The sequence below is a fragment of the Streptomyces cyaneochromogenes genome (assembly GCF_003963535.1).
GTDB classification, from domain to species: domain Bacteria; phylum Actinomycetota; class Actinomycetes; order Streptomycetales; family Streptomycetaceae; genus Streptomyces; species Streptomyces shaanxiensis.
Genome location: NZ_CP034539.1, coordinates 9,530,198 through 9,546,131, shown reverse-complemented (window position 1 = coordinate 9,546,131; position 15,934 = coordinate 9,530,198). Strand labels below are relative to the sequence as shown.

At 71.2% G+C, this 15,934-nt stretch carries 13 protein-coding genes; 10 read left to right on the top strand and 3 right to left on the bottom strand.

Translation table 11 applies throughout. The features are described 5' to 3' along the window. Window positions 1-40: 40 nt before the first annotated feature. The 3 genes from EJ357_RS42860 to meaB are packed head-to-tail and all read left to right on the top strand — an operon-like array spanning window position 41 to window position 5,024. Window positions 41-1,852, top strand: a complete 1,812-nt coding sequence (locus EJ357_RS42860; RefSeq protein ID WP_126397528.1) for a methylmalonyl-CoA mutase subunit beta — start codon at window positions 41-43, stop codon at window positions 1,850-1,852. Beyond that, the gene (gene scpA, locus EJ357_RS42855) at window positions 1,849-4,041 is read left to right on the top strand and encodes a methylmalonyl-CoA mutase (protein ID WP_126397526.1); all 2,193 of its coding nucleotides are present in this window, start codon (window positions 1,849-1,851) and stop codon (window positions 4,039-4,041) included. The genes EJ357_RS42860 and scpA overlap by 4 nt, the downstream gene beginning before the upstream one ends. Continuing rightward, entirely contained in the window at window positions 4,038-5,024 is a 987-nt protein-coding gene (gene meaB, locus EJ357_RS42850; RefSeq protein WP_126397524.1) for a methylmalonyl Co-A mutase-associated GTPase MeaB, read from the top strand. Before scpA ends, meaB begins: the two co-directional genes overlap by 4 nt. Window positions 5,025-5,411: 387 nt before the next feature. Here the strand turns inward: meaB and EJ357_RS42845 are convergent, their stop codons facing one another. Beyond that, window positions 5,412-6,293 (bottom strand): PhzF family phenazine biosynthesis protein, encoded by an 882-nt coding sequence (locus EJ357_RS42845; protein ID WP_126397522.1) that lies wholly within the window; start codon window positions 6,291-6,293, stop codon window positions 5,412-5,414. A gap of 41 nt (window positions 6,294-6,334) precedes the next feature. Between EJ357_RS42845 and EJ357_RS42840 the strand changes: the two genes are divergently transcribed. After that, entirely contained in the window at window positions 6,335-6,556 is a 222-nt protein-coding gene (locus EJ357_RS42840; RefSeq protein WP_126397520.1) for a phosphopantetheine-binding protein, read from the top strand. Window positions 6,557-6,674: 118 nt separating this feature from the next. Here the strand turns inward: EJ357_RS42840 and EJ357_RS42835 are convergent, their stop codons facing one another. Beyond that, on the bottom strand, window positions 6,675-7,238 hold the full coding sequence (locus EJ357_RS42835) for a GlcG/HbpS family heme-binding protein (protein ID WP_175647731.1): 564 nt from the start codon (window positions 7,236-7,238) through the stop codon (window positions 6,675-6,677). A 242-nt stretch (window positions 7,239-7,480) separates the two neighbouring features. Here EJ357_RS42835 and EJ357_RS42830 point away from each other — a divergent pair, with 242 nt between their 5' ends. Then, window positions 7,481-8,689 (top strand): sensor histidine kinase, encoded by a 1,209-nt coding sequence (locus EJ357_RS42830; protein ID WP_126397518.1) that lies wholly within the window; start codon window positions 7,481-7,483, stop codon window positions 8,687-8,689. After that, entirely contained in the window at window positions 8,686-9,327 is a 642-nt protein-coding gene (locus EJ357_RS42825) for a response regulator (protein WP_126397516.1), read from the top strand. Before EJ357_RS42830 ends, EJ357_RS42825 begins: the two co-directional genes overlap by 4 nt. 2 nt (window positions 9,328-9,329) lie before the next feature. Here EJ357_RS42825 and EJ357_RS42820 read toward each other — a convergent pair whose 3' ends face one another. Beyond that, window positions 9,330-9,896, bottom strand: a complete 567-nt coding sequence (locus EJ357_RS42820) for a hypothetical protein (RefSeq protein ID WP_126397514.1) — start codon at window positions 9,894-9,896, stop codon at window positions 9,330-9,332. Window positions 9,897-10,149: 253 nt separating this feature from the next. Between EJ357_RS42820 and EJ357_RS42815 the strand changes: the two genes are divergently transcribed. From EJ357_RS42815 to EJ357_RS42800, 4 genes are read left to right on the top strand one after another with little or no spacing between them, the layout of a single operon-like run. Then, window positions 10,150-11,439, top strand: a complete 1,290-nt coding sequence (locus EJ357_RS42815; RefSeq protein WP_126397512.1) for an ABC transporter substrate-binding protein — start codon at window positions 10,150-10,152, stop codon at window positions 11,437-11,439. A gap of 6 nt (window positions 11,440-11,445) precedes the next feature. Further along, window positions 11,446-12,426, top strand: coding sequence for a carbohydrate ABC transporter permease (locus EJ357_RS42810; RefSeq protein WP_126397510.1), 981 nt, complete (start codon window positions 11,446-11,448; stop codon window positions 12,424-12,426). Continuing rightward, a complete protein-coding gene (locus tag EJ357_RS42805; RefSeq protein ID WP_126397508.1) occupies window positions 12,426-13,322 on the top strand; it encodes a carbohydrate ABC transporter permease in 897 nt (298 codons plus the stop codon). Before EJ357_RS42810 ends, EJ357_RS42805 begins: the two co-directional genes overlap by 1 nt. Then, entirely contained in the window at window positions 13,319-15,880 is a 2,562-nt protein-coding gene (locus EJ357_RS42800; RefSeq protein WP_126397507.1) for a beta-galactosidase, read from the top strand. The genes EJ357_RS42805 and EJ357_RS42800 overlap by 4 nt, the downstream gene beginning before the upstream one ends. Window positions 15,881-15,934: the final 54 nt, after the last annotated feature.

The window sequence follows — 15,934 nt, the reverse complement described above, 5'->3', positions numbered from 1 at the left end:
CCTCTGCTGCTCCTTTGGGCCTCTGGCCTAGCATCCGAGCATGACGGTCCTGCCTGACGACGGGCTTGAGCTGGCCGCCGAGTTCCCTGACGTGTCCCATGATCAGTGGCAGCGCCTCGTTGCGGGCGTACTGCGCAAGTCGGGCAAGGACGTCGAGGGTGCTCAGGCCGAGGAAGCCCTGTCCACCGCGCTTGAGGACGGGCTGCGCACCCGGCCTCTGTACACCGCGCACGACGCCGCGCCCGACCCCGGCCTGCCCGGGTTCGCTCCCTTCGTGCGCGGCAGCCGCGCAGAGGGGAACACGGTCGGCGGCTGGGACGTACGCCAGCGGCACACGACGGCCGACGGCGGCACCGTCCTCGCGGACCTGGAGAACGGCGTCACGTCCCTGTGGCTGGCCGTCGGCGAGGGCGGCATCCCGGTGGCGTCGCTCGGCGGGGCACTGGAAGGCGTCTACCTCGACCTGGCCCCCGTCGTCCTCGACGCCGGGCGCGAAGTCGAGCCCGCCGCCCGTGAGTTGCTGCGGCTGTACGAGGAGCGGGGCGTCGCCAAGGACGTGGCGCGCGGCAACCTGGGCGCCGACCCGCTCGGCCACGAGGCCCGTACGGGGCAGTCGTACGACTTCTCACCGGTGGCCGCTCTCGCGCGGCTGTGCGCCGAGGAGTACCCGCGGCTGCGTGCCCTGACGGTGGACGCGCTGCCGTACCACGAGGCCGGCGGCTCGGCCGCCCAGGAGCTGGGCAGCTCGCTGGCGACCGGCGTCGCGTACCTGCGCGAGCTGACCGGGGCCGGGCTGAGCGTCGAACAGGCCTGCGCGCAGCTGGAGTTCCGGTACGCGGCGACCGCCGACCAGTTCCTGACGATCGCCAAGCTGCGGGCCGCTCGCAGGCTGTGGGCGCGGGTGGCCGAGGTCTGCGGGGCGCCGGGCGCCGGGGCGCAGGTCCAGCACGTCGTGACCTCGCCGGTGATGATGACGCGCCGCGACCCGTGGGTGAACATGCTGCGCACGACCATCGCCACGCTGGCGGCCGGGGCGGGCGGCGCCGACTCCGTCACCGTGCTGCCCTTCGACCACGCCCTCGGTCTGCCGGACGCGTTCGCTCGGCGTATCGCCCGCAACACCTCGACGATCCTCATCGAGGAGTCGCATCTGGCCCGGGTCATCGACCCCGCGGGCGGCTCCTGGTACGTGGAGCGACTCACCGACGAACTCGCGCAGGCGGGCTGGGAGTTCTTCCAGCGGATCGAGCGCAGCGGTGGCATGGCCGCCGCCCTTCGCTCGGGGCAGCTCGAGCAGGACCTCACCGAGACCTGGCAGGCCCGCAGCGGCAAGCTCGCCAAGCGGCGCGAACCCATCACCGGTGTCAGCGAGTTCCCGCACCTGGGCGAGAAGGCCGTGGAGCGGGCGCCCGCGCCCGAGCAGCCGTCCGGCGGTCTGCCCCGCGTCCGCCGCGACGAGGCGTACGAGGAGCTGCGTACCCGCTCCGACGCCCACCTCGCCGCGACCGGCTCCCGCCCGCGGATCTTCCTCGCCGCCCTGGGCCCGGCGTCCGCCCACACCGCGCGCCTCACCTTCGCCTCGAACCTCTTCCAGGCGGGCGGCATCGAGGCCGTCACGGAGGGCACCTTCGAGGACAGCGGCGCCACGGAGGCCTGTCTGTGCTCCAGTGACGCCCTGTACGAGGAGCAGGCGGAGACCGTGGCCGCCGAGCTCAAGGCCTCCGGCGCCTCGCACGTGTTCCTGGCGGGCCGTCCCGGGCAGTACGCCGGTGTCGACGCGTACGCCTTCGCGGGCTGCGACGCCGTAGCCGTCCTGTCCGCCACCCTTGACCGCATGGGAGTGTCCCGATGACCGCCCCCCTTGGCCCCTCCATCCCCGACTTCTCCGGGATCGAGCTGGGGACTCCGGCTGTCGACGGCGGCACCGACGAATGGCGTACGGCCGTCAAGCGGGCTGCCGGCGGGGACGACCTGCTGTGGGAGACCCCGGAGGGCATCCCGGTCAAGCCGCTGTACACCGGGCAGGACCTGGAGGGCCTGGACTTCCTGGGCACCTACCCGGGCGCCACGCCGTATCTGCGGGGCCCGTACCCCACCATGTACGTCAACCAGCCGTGGACGATCCGCCAGTACGCGGGCTTCTCCACGGCCGAGGAGTCCAACGCCTTCTACCGCCGCAACCTGGCGGCCGGCCAGAAGGGCCTGTCGGTCGCCTTCGACCTGCCCACGCACCGCGGCTACGACAGCGACCACCCGCGGGTGACCGGTGACGTCGGCATGGCGGGCGTGGCGATCGACTCGATCTACGACATGCGGCAGCTGTTCGACGGGATTCCGCTGGACAAGATGACCGTGTCGATGACGATGAACGGCGCCGTGCTGCCGGTGCTCGCGCTCTACATCGTGGCGGCGGAGGAACAGGGCGTACCGCCCGAGAAGTTGGCCGGGACCATCCAGAACGACATCCTCAAGGAGTTCATGGTCCGCAACACCTACATCTATCCGCCGAAGCCGTCGATGCGGATCATCTCCGACATCTTCGCCTTCACCTCGCAGCGGATGCCCCGCTACAACTCCATCTCCATCTCCGGCTACCACATCCAGGAGGCCGGTGCGACGGCCGACCTGGAGCTGGCGTACACGCTCGCGGACGGCGTGGAGTACATCCGGGCGGGCCGGGAGGCGGGCCTGGACGTGGACGCGTTCGCGCCCCGGCTGTCGTTCTTCTGGGCGATCGGCATGAACTTCTTCATGGAGGTCGCCAAGCTGCGCGCGGCGCGGCTGCTGTGGGCGAAGCTCGTCAAGCAGTTCGACCCGCAGAACACCAAGTCCCTTTCCCTGCGCACCCATTCGCAGACGTCGGGCTGGTCGCTGACCGCGCAGGACGTGTTCAACAACGTCACGCGCACCTGCGTCGAGGCCATGGCGGCGACGCAGGGCCACACCCAGTCGCTGCACACCAACGCCCTCGACGAGGCGCTCGCGCTGCCCACCGACTTCTCCGCGCGCATCGCCCGCAACACCCAGCTGCTGATCCAGCAGGAGTCCGGCACCACCCGGGTCATCGACCCGTGGGGCGGCAGCGCGTACGTGGAGAAGCTGACCTACGACCTCGCGCGCCGGGCCTGGCAGCACATCCAGGAGGTCGAGGCGGCGGGCGGCATGGCCAAGGCGATCGACGCGGGCATCCCCAAGCTGCGTATCGAGGAGGCCGCGGCCCGCACCCAGGCCCGTATCGACTCCGGGCGCCAGCCGGTCATCGGCGTCAACAAGTACCGCGTCGAGTCCGACGAGCAGATCGACGTCCTCAAGGTCGACAACTCCTCCGTACGCGCCCAGCAGATCGAGAAGCTGCGGAGGCTGCGCGCGGAGCGCGACGAGCAGGCCTGCCAGGACTCGCTGGACGCGCTGACCCGGGCGGCCGGGGGCGAGGGCAACCTGCTGGAGCTGGCGGTCAACGCGGCCCGCGCGAAGGCGACCGTCGGGGAGATCTCCGACGCCCTGGAGAAGGTGTACGGCCGGCACGCGAGCCAGATCCGTACGATCTCCGGCGTGTACCGCAACGAAGCAGGAGAGTCCCCGCACGTGGACCGCACCCGCACCCTGGTGTCCGACTTCGAGGAGGCCGAGGGCCGCCGCCCGCGCATCCTGGTCGCCAAGATGGGCCAGGACGGCCACGACCGCGGCCAGAAGGTGATCGCGACCGCCTTCGCCGACCTCGGCTTCGACGTCGACGTCGGCCCGCTGTTCCAGACCCCGGCCGAGGTGGCCCGCCAGGCCGTCGAGGCGGACGTGCACATCGTCGGGGTGTCGTCGCTGGCCGCCGGACACCTCACCCTCGTACCGGCACTCAAGGAGCAGCTCGCCGAGGAGGGCCGCGAGGACATCATGATCGTGGTCGGCGGGGTGATCCCGCCGCAGGACGTCCCGACCCTGCTGGAGATGGGCGCGGCGGCCGTGTTCCCGCCCGGGACGGTGATTCCGGACGCGGCGTACGACCTGGTCAAGCGACTGTCGGACGACCTCGGGCACGACCTGTGATCGATGTCGACGCGTATGTGAAGGGCGTACTCGACGGGAAGCGGGCGATCATCGCGCGCGCCATCACCCTCGTCGAGTCCACCCGCCCCCAACACCGGGCGCTGGCACAGGAGTTGCTCACCGAGCTGCTCCCGCACAGCGGCCGGGCGCGGCGGATCGGCGTCAGCGGGGTGCCGGGCGTGGGCAAGTCGACGTTCATCGACGCGTTCGGCTCGATGCTGACGGGGCTCGGACACCGGGTGGCGGTGCTCGCCGTCGACCCCTCCTCCAGCCGTACCGGCGGCTCGATCCTCGGCGACAAGACGCGCATGGAGCGTCTGGCCGTGGACCCGGCGGCCTTCGTGCGCCCTTCCCCCACGGCGGGCACACTGGGCGGGGTCGCCAAGGCCACGCGCGAGTCGATCGTGGTGATGGAGGCGGCCGGCTACGACGTGATCCTGGTGGAGACGGTCGGCGTCGGCCAGTCCGAGACCGCGGTCGCGAACATGGTCGACACCTTCCTGCTGCTCACCCTCGCCCGCACCGGCGACCAGTTGCAGGGCATCAAGAAGGGCGTCCTGGAACTGGCCGACGTGCTCGCCGTCAACAAGGCGGACGGTCCGCACGAGCGCGACGCCCGCGCGGCGGCACGGGAGTTGGCGGGCGCGCTGCGGCTGATGCACGGCAAGGACCCCGTCTGGACGCCGCCGGTGCTCAGCTGCAGCGCCCGCGAATCGACCGGTCTGGACACGGTCTGGGAGCGTCTGGAGCAGCACCGCACCCTGCTGGATTCGACCGGGCGCCTCGCCGCCAAGCGCCGCGACCAGCAGGTCGACTGGACGTGGAGCATGGTCCGCGACGAACTCCTCGGCCGGCTGCACGCCGACCCGGCGGTACGGGCCCTCGCGCCGGGTCTCGAACAGCAGGTCAGGGACGGGGCGTTGACGCCGACACTGGCGGCCGAGCGCATTCTGGGGGCGCTCGGAAGCTCCGGGGCTTCCTGAAGCTGCGGATCTCCGGGCGTGGCTGAGGCTGGGGTCGCTTGCCGGGTCGCGGTCGTCGAGTAACAGGTCGACAACCGGGCCGCGTTGACCGTCCTGGACGTCGTGCGCCTCGGCCGCGTCCCGCACCGCCGGGCTCGGAGCCCCGCGACCGCGACGGACGAGGCCGCCGTCCACGCGGACTCGTAGTTCAGACCGTACGGCCAGAAGTGGTCGCCGCCCGTGGACAGACAACGAGTTCTCGAACACGGCGGCCGACCGCCATGTCCAGATCGTCGCCGCCATGGTGCGCGACGGGCTGTGAGCCGAGGCTCGGTTCGCCGAGCCGGTGCGCCCAACTCCTGCCCGGTGCCGGGCAGGAGTTGGGCCGCGGCCGACCGCGACGCACTCCTAACGAGGAATGCGCGTGCCCGTGCCGCTGACGCGGACCTTCGGGTCACCGGCGTGCAGGGTCACGGTGAGCAGGCCCGGCCTGCCCATGTCCTCGCCCTGGTGCAGGGTGAGCACCGACTCCGCGGGCACCAGGGCGAGTTCGCGGGCGTAGGCGCCGAAGGCGGCGGCCGCGGCACCGGTGGCCGGGTCCTCCACGACGCCGCCGACAGGGAAGGGGTCGCGGACGTGGAAGACGGTGTCCGTGGCACGCCACACCAGTTGCACGGTCGTCAGGTCCAGCTTCCGCATCAGCGCGGCGAGGCGTTCGAAGTCGTACGAGAGGTCCGCGAGCCGTTCCCGGGTCCCGGCGCCGAGCACCAGGTGCCGGGCGCCGGCGAAGGCGATGCGGGGCGGCAGCAGCGGGTCGAGGTCGGCCGGCGGCCAGCCCAGCGCCGCCAGTGCCTCGGCCAGTTCCTCCGGGGCGATCTCCTCGATCCGGGGTTCCACACTCGTCAGCGTCGCCCGGAGGGTGCCGTCGGCGTCGTCGGTGACGGTCACCGGAACCGTGCTCGCGCGGGTGGCGAAGACCAGGTCGCCCGGCCCGATCCGCTCGGCCAGGGCAACGGCGGTGGCGATGGTGGCGTGACCGCAGAAGGGCACCTCGGCGCGCGGACTGAAGTACCGGGCGGTGAAGGCCCGCCCGGCCTCTCCCGCCAGCCCCTCGGGCGGGCCGGTCAGGAACGCGGACTCGCTGTAGCCCAGCCGGGCGGCGATCGCCAGCATCGCGGCGTCGTCGAGCCCGGAGGCGTCAAGGACCACACCCGCCGGGTTGCCGCCGTCCGGGTGGGACGAGAACGCGGTGTAGTGCAGCACATCGGTGACCTGCTCGTCGATCTTCATGCCGTACGACAACCAGCGCGCCGGAGCGTAAATTCCCGGCCGTGTGCCGCCCCGTGCGCGATGCCGAGATCTGGAGCGCGGTCCGGGGCCAACCCGTCGGCCTGGACGACGACTTCTTCGAGCTGGGCGGCAACTCCCTGTTCGCCGTCCGTATCTGCGCCGCCCTGCGCGTGCGTGGCCTGCGGTCGCTCCGGCTGCGCGAGCCGTACCGCCGCCCGACGATCCGCGCGACCTCCAGGAGCCTCGCCCGCCAGGGCGGCTGACGCCCGGCGGGAGCGCTCGTCACTTACGCGGCGCCGCCGTCGGGCTCACGTCCGACGGCGGCCCCGAGTAGGCGGGAAGCTGGGAGTCGAGGGACTGCGGCGCTCGGCAAGCCGACGGCTAGCGAGCCACCGCGTCCGCCCCCGCCTGCGCGAACTTCTCGTCCAGCGCGCCGGACGGGGCGCCCGCGACGCCGATGCCCGCGATCGGGGCGTTGCCGGAGGCGACGGGGACGCCGCCGGCGAGGAAGAGGGTGCCGGGGATGTCCTTCAGGTTCGGGGCCTGCTGCAGGCGCTCGACCAGCTGGGAGGTGGGGGCGTTCCAGGAGACGGCGGTGAACGCCTTGCGCTCGGCGGACTCGTAGGACTGCGGGCCGGCGCCGTCGCCGCGCAGGGTGACGATCGTGTTGCCGTTGCGGTCGACGACGGCGACCGTGACGCGCTGGTTCTCCTTCTCAGCGGCGTCGAGCGCGGCCTGCGCCGCCTTGGTGGCGGCGTCGATGGTCAGGTGGGTGGAGGTGGTGGTGGCCCCGGCCGCGGCGGCAGCGGTGGCGGCAGGCTTCGCGGCGGGCGCCGAGGCGTTCGCGGACACCGCGCCGAAGCCCGCCAGGGCGACGACGGCGAGCACGGCACCGCCGGTGGCGACGCGAGCGCGGCGGGAGAACTTCTTGTGCACGGGGTTCATCGGTCGGTCGACTCCTTTTGTGGGCGGGCGGCCCGGTTGCCGCCCCGCTTCGTCCGCTCTCCACCCTCGGCCCGAAGCAGGGCCCGCGAGGTCGACGTTCCGGCTCTCCCGGGGCCGCGCGACGGACGACAGCGGGGTCATCCGATCGGTTGACCTGCCCGGCCCCCGCACCGGGTCACAATGGAGGTGTTTGCCCAGTTCAGCGCCTACGGGCGGGACAGAGCGGGAAGGAGGCGCCCCGGATGGGGAACCGGTCGTACGAACCGAGCACCGTGGACACCCGGTGGCTCGGCGTCGTGATGCACGCGGCGTTCTTCCTGCTGCTCGGCGGGGCGCTCGCCCGATTCGTGCTGCGTCACCCCGGCGAACCTCGTACTCCGTGGATCATCACGCTGTGCGTCGTACTCGCCGTCCTGCATCTGCTGGGGCCCAGGACCGGCGACGCGGGCTCCCGTCCCGCCCGGCCCACCCGGCGGCACTCGGCCTGGCTGGCGCTGGTCGTCGTGGTGTGGATGGTCCTGGTCGTGCTCGCGCCCAGCTTCGCCTGGTGCGCGGTACCCCTCTTCTACACCGGTCTGCGCACCCTGCCGGCCCGCGCGGCCCTCGTTCTCGTCGCGGTCCTGGCCGCGTTCGTGGTCGCCGCGCAGCTGGAGCTAGCGGGCCGCTTCGACCCGAACCTGCTCCTCGCGCCGCCCGCGGTCGCCGCCCTCGCCACCGCCGTCTTCCTGCAGATGGAACGGCACACCGCGCGCCAGCGTGTCCTGATCGACGACTTGGTCCGCACCCGCCATGAACTCGCCGCCTCGGAACGCCGCGAGGGCACCCTCGCCGAACGCCAGCGGCTGTCCATGGAGATCCACGACACGCTCGCCCAGGGCCTGTCGAGCCAGCAGATGCTGTTGCAGGCGGCCGACCGGGTGTGGGACACCGAGCCGGACAAGGCCCGCGCCCATGTACGCACCGCCACGTCCGTCGCCGCGCACAACCTCGCCGAGGCCCGGCGCTTCGTGCACGACCTGGCCCCCGCGGACCTGGCCGGCGGCGGCCTCGACCAGGCGCTGCGAGCCCTGGCGGAGCGGGAGTCCGGTGCGGATCTCGCTGTACGCGTCCACATCGACGACGGCCGCCTCCCCCGACTGCCCGACCGCGTCCAGGGCGCCCTGCTGCGCATCGCCCAGGGCGCCCTCGCCAACGTCCGCGAGCACGCGGCCGCCGGCCACGCCGCCCTCACCCTCACCCTCCTCGACGACGAGGTCGTCCTGGACGTCTCGGACGACGGCCGCGGCTTCGACCCCGCCGCGCCGCCCGACTCCCCCGGCGCGGAACGCGGGCACGGACTGCCCGCCATGCGGGCCCGGCTGCGCGCGCTCGGCGGGACCCTGACCGTCGACTCCATGCCCGGCGAGGGCACCGTCCTGTCCGCCGCCGTCCCCCTGGAGGCGCCCCGATGACCCCCGACCGCGCTCCCGTGCGCATTCTGGTCTGCGACGACCACGCCGTCGTACGGGCCGGGCTGCTCGCCCTGCTCGACAGCGCCCCGGACATCGAGGTCGTCGCGGAGGCCGGCACCGGCGAGGAGGCGCTCGCGCTGGCCACGAAGCTCACGCCGGACGTGGTGCTGATGGATCTGCAACTGGGCGAGGGCATCGACGGCGTGGAGACCACCCGCCGCCTCACCTCCGCTTCCGGCACCTCCCCCCACGTCCTGGTCCTGACCACGTACGACACCGACGCCGACATCACCCGCGCCGTCGAGGCGGGCGCCACCGGCTATCTGCTCAAGGCCGAGCGCCCCGACGAACTCTTCGCCGCCATCCACGCCGCCGCCGAGGGGCGACCCGCCCTGTCCGCGCCCGTCGCCGGCCGCGTCATGGCCCATCTGCGCCGGCCCCGGCCCACCCTCACCGACCGCGAGCGCGACATCCTCGCCCAGCTCGCCCGGGGCATCGGCAACCGCGACATCGCCCGGGCCCTGTACATCAGCGAGGCCACCGTCAAGACCCATCTGCGCCGCATCTACGGCAAGCTCGGCGTCGACACCCGCGCGGGCGCGGTGGCGGTCGCGAAGGAGCAACGTTTGCTGCCCTGATCTCAGGGCTCGACGGTGCTGAGGAAGATCCCGTACTCGATCTTGAAGATGTCGGCGGCCTCGGCGCAGATGCTCTCGGCCTCCGCGCGCAGCGGCGGCGGGGGCTGGGGTTCGTCGCTGAGCCCATAGCAGGGAATCGGGTGCCGCAGCCGGTCGAGATCGCCCTGGACGGCGCTGGTGGTGAGGAACACCGCGCCGTACAACTCGTCGGCGTACTCGGGGTCTTCACGCCGCAGCCGTCGTTCCGTGTCGGCGGCGACCTTCGCGGCCGCGCGGAGCGCCGCCCCGCAGTCCTTGTCGTCCAGCGATGTGCCCGTCGTGCAGTTGTCCAGGTCGGCGCCCGGGTGCGCGTCCACCGCGGCCTGGTAGGCATCCTGGATGTCCTGCGTCAGGGGAGATGTCGTTGCGGGTGCGGACGAGGACGGGGCGGCCGCGGCAGAGGTGGTCACCGGTGACTTCGACGGCGTGGCAGGTGCCGGGTCGCCGCCGCAGCCGGTGAGCAGAACTCCGGCGGCCACGGCCGGCAGCAACGGGCGAATCCGTCGGATCGCTGCTGGTCCTGTGAACATGCCGGGATCGTAGGGACCCGCCTTCGGGAGGGGTCCCGACCCACGTCGCCGGCGCCGTCCGCTCTGTGCTGCCGCAAGGCTGCCGCAGGCGACTCGCCCGGTCGTGTGCGAGTCGTGCAGGTTGAAACTCGTAGGAATCAAGGGCTTGTAGCCGCGATTTAACGAGGGTTAGTTTAACCGTCACTCGAAGCCGGGTCCCGGCTGCTGAGAGCCGCTCCCTGCGCATTCGCGCACTTCAACCAGGGGTACAGCCATGCCAGTTGACAAGCTTCAGATGTCCCGCAGAGGTTTCCTCGGCCTGGGTGCCGCGGCCGGAGTCATCACCCTCACCGCCTGCGGAACCTCAAGCGGCGGTTCGAGTGCCGGCCCGCTCGTGATGACGGTCTGGGGCGGCGACCCCGACCGCAAGACGTACCAGGCCCGCATCGACCTGCTGGTGAAGAAGTACCCGGACCTCAAGGTCAAGCTCCAGCTGATCCCCAACGACTCGTATCCGCAGAAGGTCCAGACGATGATCGCCGGCGGCTCCGGGCCGGACATCATGCAGGTCGCCGAGAGCGTCAACACGTACTCCAGCAAGAACCAGTTGCTGCCCCTCGACGACCTCGCCAAGGCGGCGAAACTCGACACCGAGCAGCGCTTCGGCCCGGTCGGCTCGCTGTACTCGTACGAGGACAAGCTCTACGCGATCCCGGACCGCTCCGGCGCGGTGACCGTGTTCTACAACAAGGACCTGTTCGACAAGAAGGGCATCAAGGCGCCCACCGCGGACTGGACCTGGGACGACGCCCTCGACGCGTTCAAGGAGCTGACGGTCCCCGGCAAGCAGTGGGGATACAGCGGTGCCGAGTGGTGGCCGCAGTGGTGGAGCCTCGCCTACCAGAACGGCGGCACCATCATCGACGAGAGCGGCCGGCCCGCCGTCGACAGCGACGAGGTGGTCGAGGCGCTCCAGTGGGCGGGCGACCTGGTCTTCAAGCACAAGGTCGTACCCAGCAAGGCGGACTACGCCGACATGGGTCCCGACATCGGCGGCGACCAGGCCTTCCCCAACCAGAAGATCGCCACCCACGCCAACGGCTTCTGGGTCATGTCCGGTCTGACGGACGCGAAGTTCGCCTGGGACATCGCGCCGATGTGGCGCGGCGAGAAGCAGGCCGTCTCGGCGTTCGGCAGTGGCCTCGCGATCTCCCGGACCTCCAAGCAGCGCGACAACGCCTTCAAGGCGATCGACTTCCTCACCTCCCCCGAGGCACAGCAGCAGATCATCGCCTCCGGCCAGGACGTGCCGGCCAACCTGGAGGTGCAGAAGAGCCAGGCGTTCCTCAAGCCGTCCTGGATGAAGACGGACGTCGACATGGGCGTGTTCGCCGAGTCGAGCGCGTTCGTCTTCCGGGCGCCGTTCATCCCCGAGTGGAACGAGATGATCGACACCATCTCGAACGGCCTCGCCGACTTCTGGCTCGGCAAGGAGCGCAGCGCCAAGAAGGCGCTGACCGCCGTGCAGAAGGACCTCGAGGCCCTCATCAAGTCCGGGTCATGACCTTCGATGGCGACCACGACCGCACCGACCCCGCCGCCTGAAGCCCCGGCGGCCACCAAGAGCCCCACCGCACCGAAGAAGCCGAAGCTCTCCAAGCGGCGGCGCCGTGAGGCACTCTCCTTCTACCTGTTCGTCTCGCCGTGGGTGATCGGCTTCCTGGTCTTCCTGCTCGGGCCGATGATCGCGTCGATCTACTACTCCCTGACCGACTGGGACTCCTTCACCCCGCCCCAGTGGGTCGGCTTCCAGAACTACGTCACGCTCCTCACGGACGACCCGGTGTTCTGGAAGGCCCTGTGGAACACGCTCTTCTACGCGGCGGTCTCGGTCCCGCTCGGCCTGGTACTCGGTCTGTGGCTGGCGAACCTGCTCAACAAGCAGGTCCGCGCCCGCAAGCTGCTGCGCACCCTGATCTACCTGCCGACACTGATCCCGCTGGTCGCCACCGCGATGATCTTCCGGATGGTGCTCGCACCGAGCGGCCCGCTCAACGACTTCCTCGGCCTGTTCGGCGTCTCCGGCCCCAACTGGCTGTACGACGGCCCGTGGGTCAAGCCCGCCCTGATCCTGATGTCGACGTGGGGCGCGGGTGCCGCGACCGTGCTGTTGCTCGCCGCGATGAAGGGCATCCCGCGTGAGCTGTACGAGGCGGCCGAGGTGGACGGCGCGAGTGCGATGCGGCAGTTCTGGAGCATCACGCTGCCGCATCTGACGCCCATCATCTTCTTCAACCTGATCATGGGCCTGATCGGCGCGTTCCAGGTGTTCTCGCAGGTCTACATCCTGGTCTCGAAGGGCAAGAACCCCGCCGGCTACGACGCGGCCCAGACGATGGTGCCGTTCCTGTTCGACCAGGCGTTCAGCTACTACCACATGGGCTACGCCTCGGCGATCTCCTGGCTGCTGTTCCTGGTGATCCTGGTGTTCACGGTGATCGCCTTCCGCACCACCCGGCGCTGGGTGTTCTATGAGACCGAGGTGAAGTGATGGCGACCCTGGCGACCCCCCTGAGCAAGAAGCGCCAAGAGGCCCCCGCCGTACGGGCGTTCCGCGCGACCCCGTTCACCTACGGCACCCTGCTGATCGTCGCGGCGATCCTGACCACCCCGCTGGTCTTCGTCGGCTCGATCGCCCTGTCCAGCGACGCCACCGTGAACGCCGGCTCGTACACGGTCATCCCGCGCGAGTTCCACTGGGACAACTTCTCCCGGGTGTTCGGCACCGAACTGCCGGTGGGCACCTTCCTGCTCAACTCGGTGCTCATCTCGCTGTTCTCGGTGGTGGGACAGGTCCTCTCCAGCGGCCTGGTCGGCTACGCCTTCGCCCGGCTGCGGGCACCCGGCAAGAACACGATGTTCCTCGTCGTCATCGCGACGATGATGATCCCTACGCAGATCACGATGATCCCCCAGTTCATCCTCTTCCGGGACCTGGGCTGGGTGAACACCTTCCTGCCGCTGATCGTGCCGAACTTCTTCTCCAACGCCTTCAACGTCTTCCTGGTACGGCAGTTCGTCTCCCGGCTGCCCAGCCAGCTCGACGAGGCCGCGATGATGGACGGCCTGGGCTTCTTCGGCATCTACCGGCGGATCATGTTCCCGATGCTCAGGCCGGTCCTGATCGCCATCGGCATCTTCACCCTCACCCACACCTGGGGCGACTTCATGGGCCCCCTGATCTACCTCAACGACGAGTCGAAGATGCCGCTCGCGCTGGGCGTGCAGTACATCACCGCCACCTCGCAGGCGGGCCAGGCACCGCCCTGGAACCTGGTGATGGTCGGCTCGATCCTGCTCGCGGTGCCGATGATCATCGTCTACTACCTGGGCCAGAAGTACCTGTACGAAATGGACATCAGCGGCGGAAGCGCGGGAGTGAAGTGAACCGTACGGAGACCATCGAAGCCGTCCGCCTCGACGGCCGGGGCGTGTGGATCGACGGCCGCCCGCGCACGCTGCTGTGCGCCTCGCTGTTCTACTTCCGCCTGCCAGTCGAGCAGTGGCGCGAACGGCTCGCCCAGGTGCGGGCCTCCGGATACACCTGCGTGGACGTCTATCTCCCATGGAACTTCCACGAGTTGGCGCCGGGCAGGTGGTCCTTCGAGGGCCGCCGGGACGTCGCCGCCTTCCTGGACCTCGCGCACGAGGAGGGCCTGTACGTCATCGCGCGGCCGGGGCCGTACATCTGCTCCGAGTGGGACGGCGGGGCGCTGCCCGCCTGGCTGGGCCTGGACCCGCAGTTGAGGGTCCGCCAGAACGAACCCCGCTATCTGGAACAGGTCACCGCCTGGTTCGACCAGGTGCTGCCGCTGCTCGCGGAACGCCAGTATCCGGCGAACGGGCCTGTGATCATGGTGCAGTTGGAGAACGAGCTGGACTTCTTCGACTGCGCCGACCGCACGGGCTATCTGACCGCCCTGCGCGAGGCGGCCCTCTGTCACGGCATCACCGTCCCGCTGATCGCCTGCTCCGGCCAGGGCGACCTCGCGGGCGCCACCGGCGATGCCGACGGTGTCGTACCGGCCTGCAACTTCTACCCGGACGACGACTCCCCGGACATCGAGGCCGAGGTTCGGCGCTATGCCGGGCTGGTCGCCGACCGCGGGGTGCCGTTGCTGGTCACCGAGACCAACCGTCGCCATCGGACGCTTCGGCGGCTGCTGGCGAGCGGCGCCAAGCTGATCGCGCCGTATCTCCAGTCGTCCGGCTGGAACTTCGGGTACACCCCGTCGAGCGGCAACTGGGGTCGCCCCGGCAACTTCATGAGCCACGGCTACGACTTCGGCGGCTACGTCACGTCGACCGGCGTGGAGCGGCCGGAGTACGCCGAGGCGCAGGTGTTCGCGCGGGTCGTCGAGGTGTGGGGCGACCGACTGGCGCTCGCCGTGCCGGGCGCCCCGGACACCGACGTGGCCTGCGACTTCCCGACCAGCTCGGCACCCGGCGTGCTGGACCTTCCCGAGGGCGGTCGGCTGGTGGCCGTACCGCATCTCGGAACGGCCCCCGGCACGGCCGTCGTTCGAGGTGTGCCGATCGCGGTCGCGCCGGGTTCGTGCCCCCTGATGGCCGTGGACGTACCGCTGCGGCCATGGGGCACGGACGCCACCCTGACGCTCGCCTCGGCGGACCTCGTGGCGGTGGCGGACGGGGTGCTGGTGTTCTCCTCCGACGTGCCGGTCACCGTCGTGCTGGAGGGTGAGCGCAGCGAGATCCCGGTGTCCGGGCAAAGGACCGTGGCGGGAGTGACGCTCGTCGTGCTGCCGTCGGCGGACGCGGCCCGGCTGCGCTCGGTCGGCCGCGACGGCAGCGTGCGCCTGGCCGACGCCCCGCACCGCCCCGACAAGCCCGCACCGACCGCCGTACTCGAGGCACGGCGACGGACCGACACCCCGCCCGAGCATCCCGCGGGCCGGCACGAGCTGCCGCCCAGCCTGGAGTCGCTCGGGGTGTACCGGGGACGCGGCGCCTACCGGACCACCACGGATCTGACGGGCGTGGACGAACTCCTGCTCACCGGCGCGGCGGACATCGTCGACCTGTCCGTCGCGGGCCGGACGCACCCGCCGATCGCCGGGTTCGGCGCGACGCGGCGCATCGACGTACGGGAGGTGACGGGGAACGTCGCGGTCGAGGGCGTGGTGGAGATCTGGGGCCACGCCAACTTCGACGACTCCCGCCTGCCCGCGCTCCGCCTCGGCGCGCTGCGCGGCCTGGGGACCCTGTGGAAGGTCCGGGACACCACCGACGTGTCGGCGCTGTGGACGGTGCACGGCCACTGGGCGGGCGCCCCCGCTCCCCTCCGGGTGCTCGGCGGCTGGAGCAGCACGCGCGTGGCGGTTCCGGTCACGTACACCCGTACCGTCCACTCCCCCGCCCCGTCGGCGCTGCACCTGCGCGGCGTCGTCGAACCACTGCGGGTGAGCGTCGACGACGGCGAGCCGCAGACCGTCCACGCCGAGAACCCCTGGCTGCTGCTGCCCGCCGGAACCCACCAGGTCTCGATCACGGTGCCGCACCATCCGAGCGGTCCCGGCCTGCGCGCCGAACTGCTCGCGCTCGACGCGGTACGGGACTGGTCGTGCGCGGCGCAGGACGACGAGCTGCTCACCGCGTTCGCCGGCCGGTCCGGCGGCACGCAGGAGGTGCGGCTCCCGCTGGCGCTGAAACCGGGAGAGGAGGCGTGGCTCGACGTCGACCTGCCGGCGTCCCCGCAGGGATATCTGGTCCGGCTGGACGCGACGCAGGTCCGGGTGACCGGATGGGCAGGCGGGGAGTGCGTGGGACGCCTCTGGGCCGGTGACCGGCCCGACTTCTCGGGCGGGGACCCGGACTCGCTCTGGGTGCCGCCGGGATGGCCGGGCCTGACCCTGTTCGTGCAGGGCATTGAGGGGCGGGAGGCGCCGGAGATCCGAACGCTGTGGCTGGGGGTACCGACCGACTGAGGGTGAGACCGGTGGCCCGGCACACGGTGCGTGACGTTCGCAGCGAGAACCGCT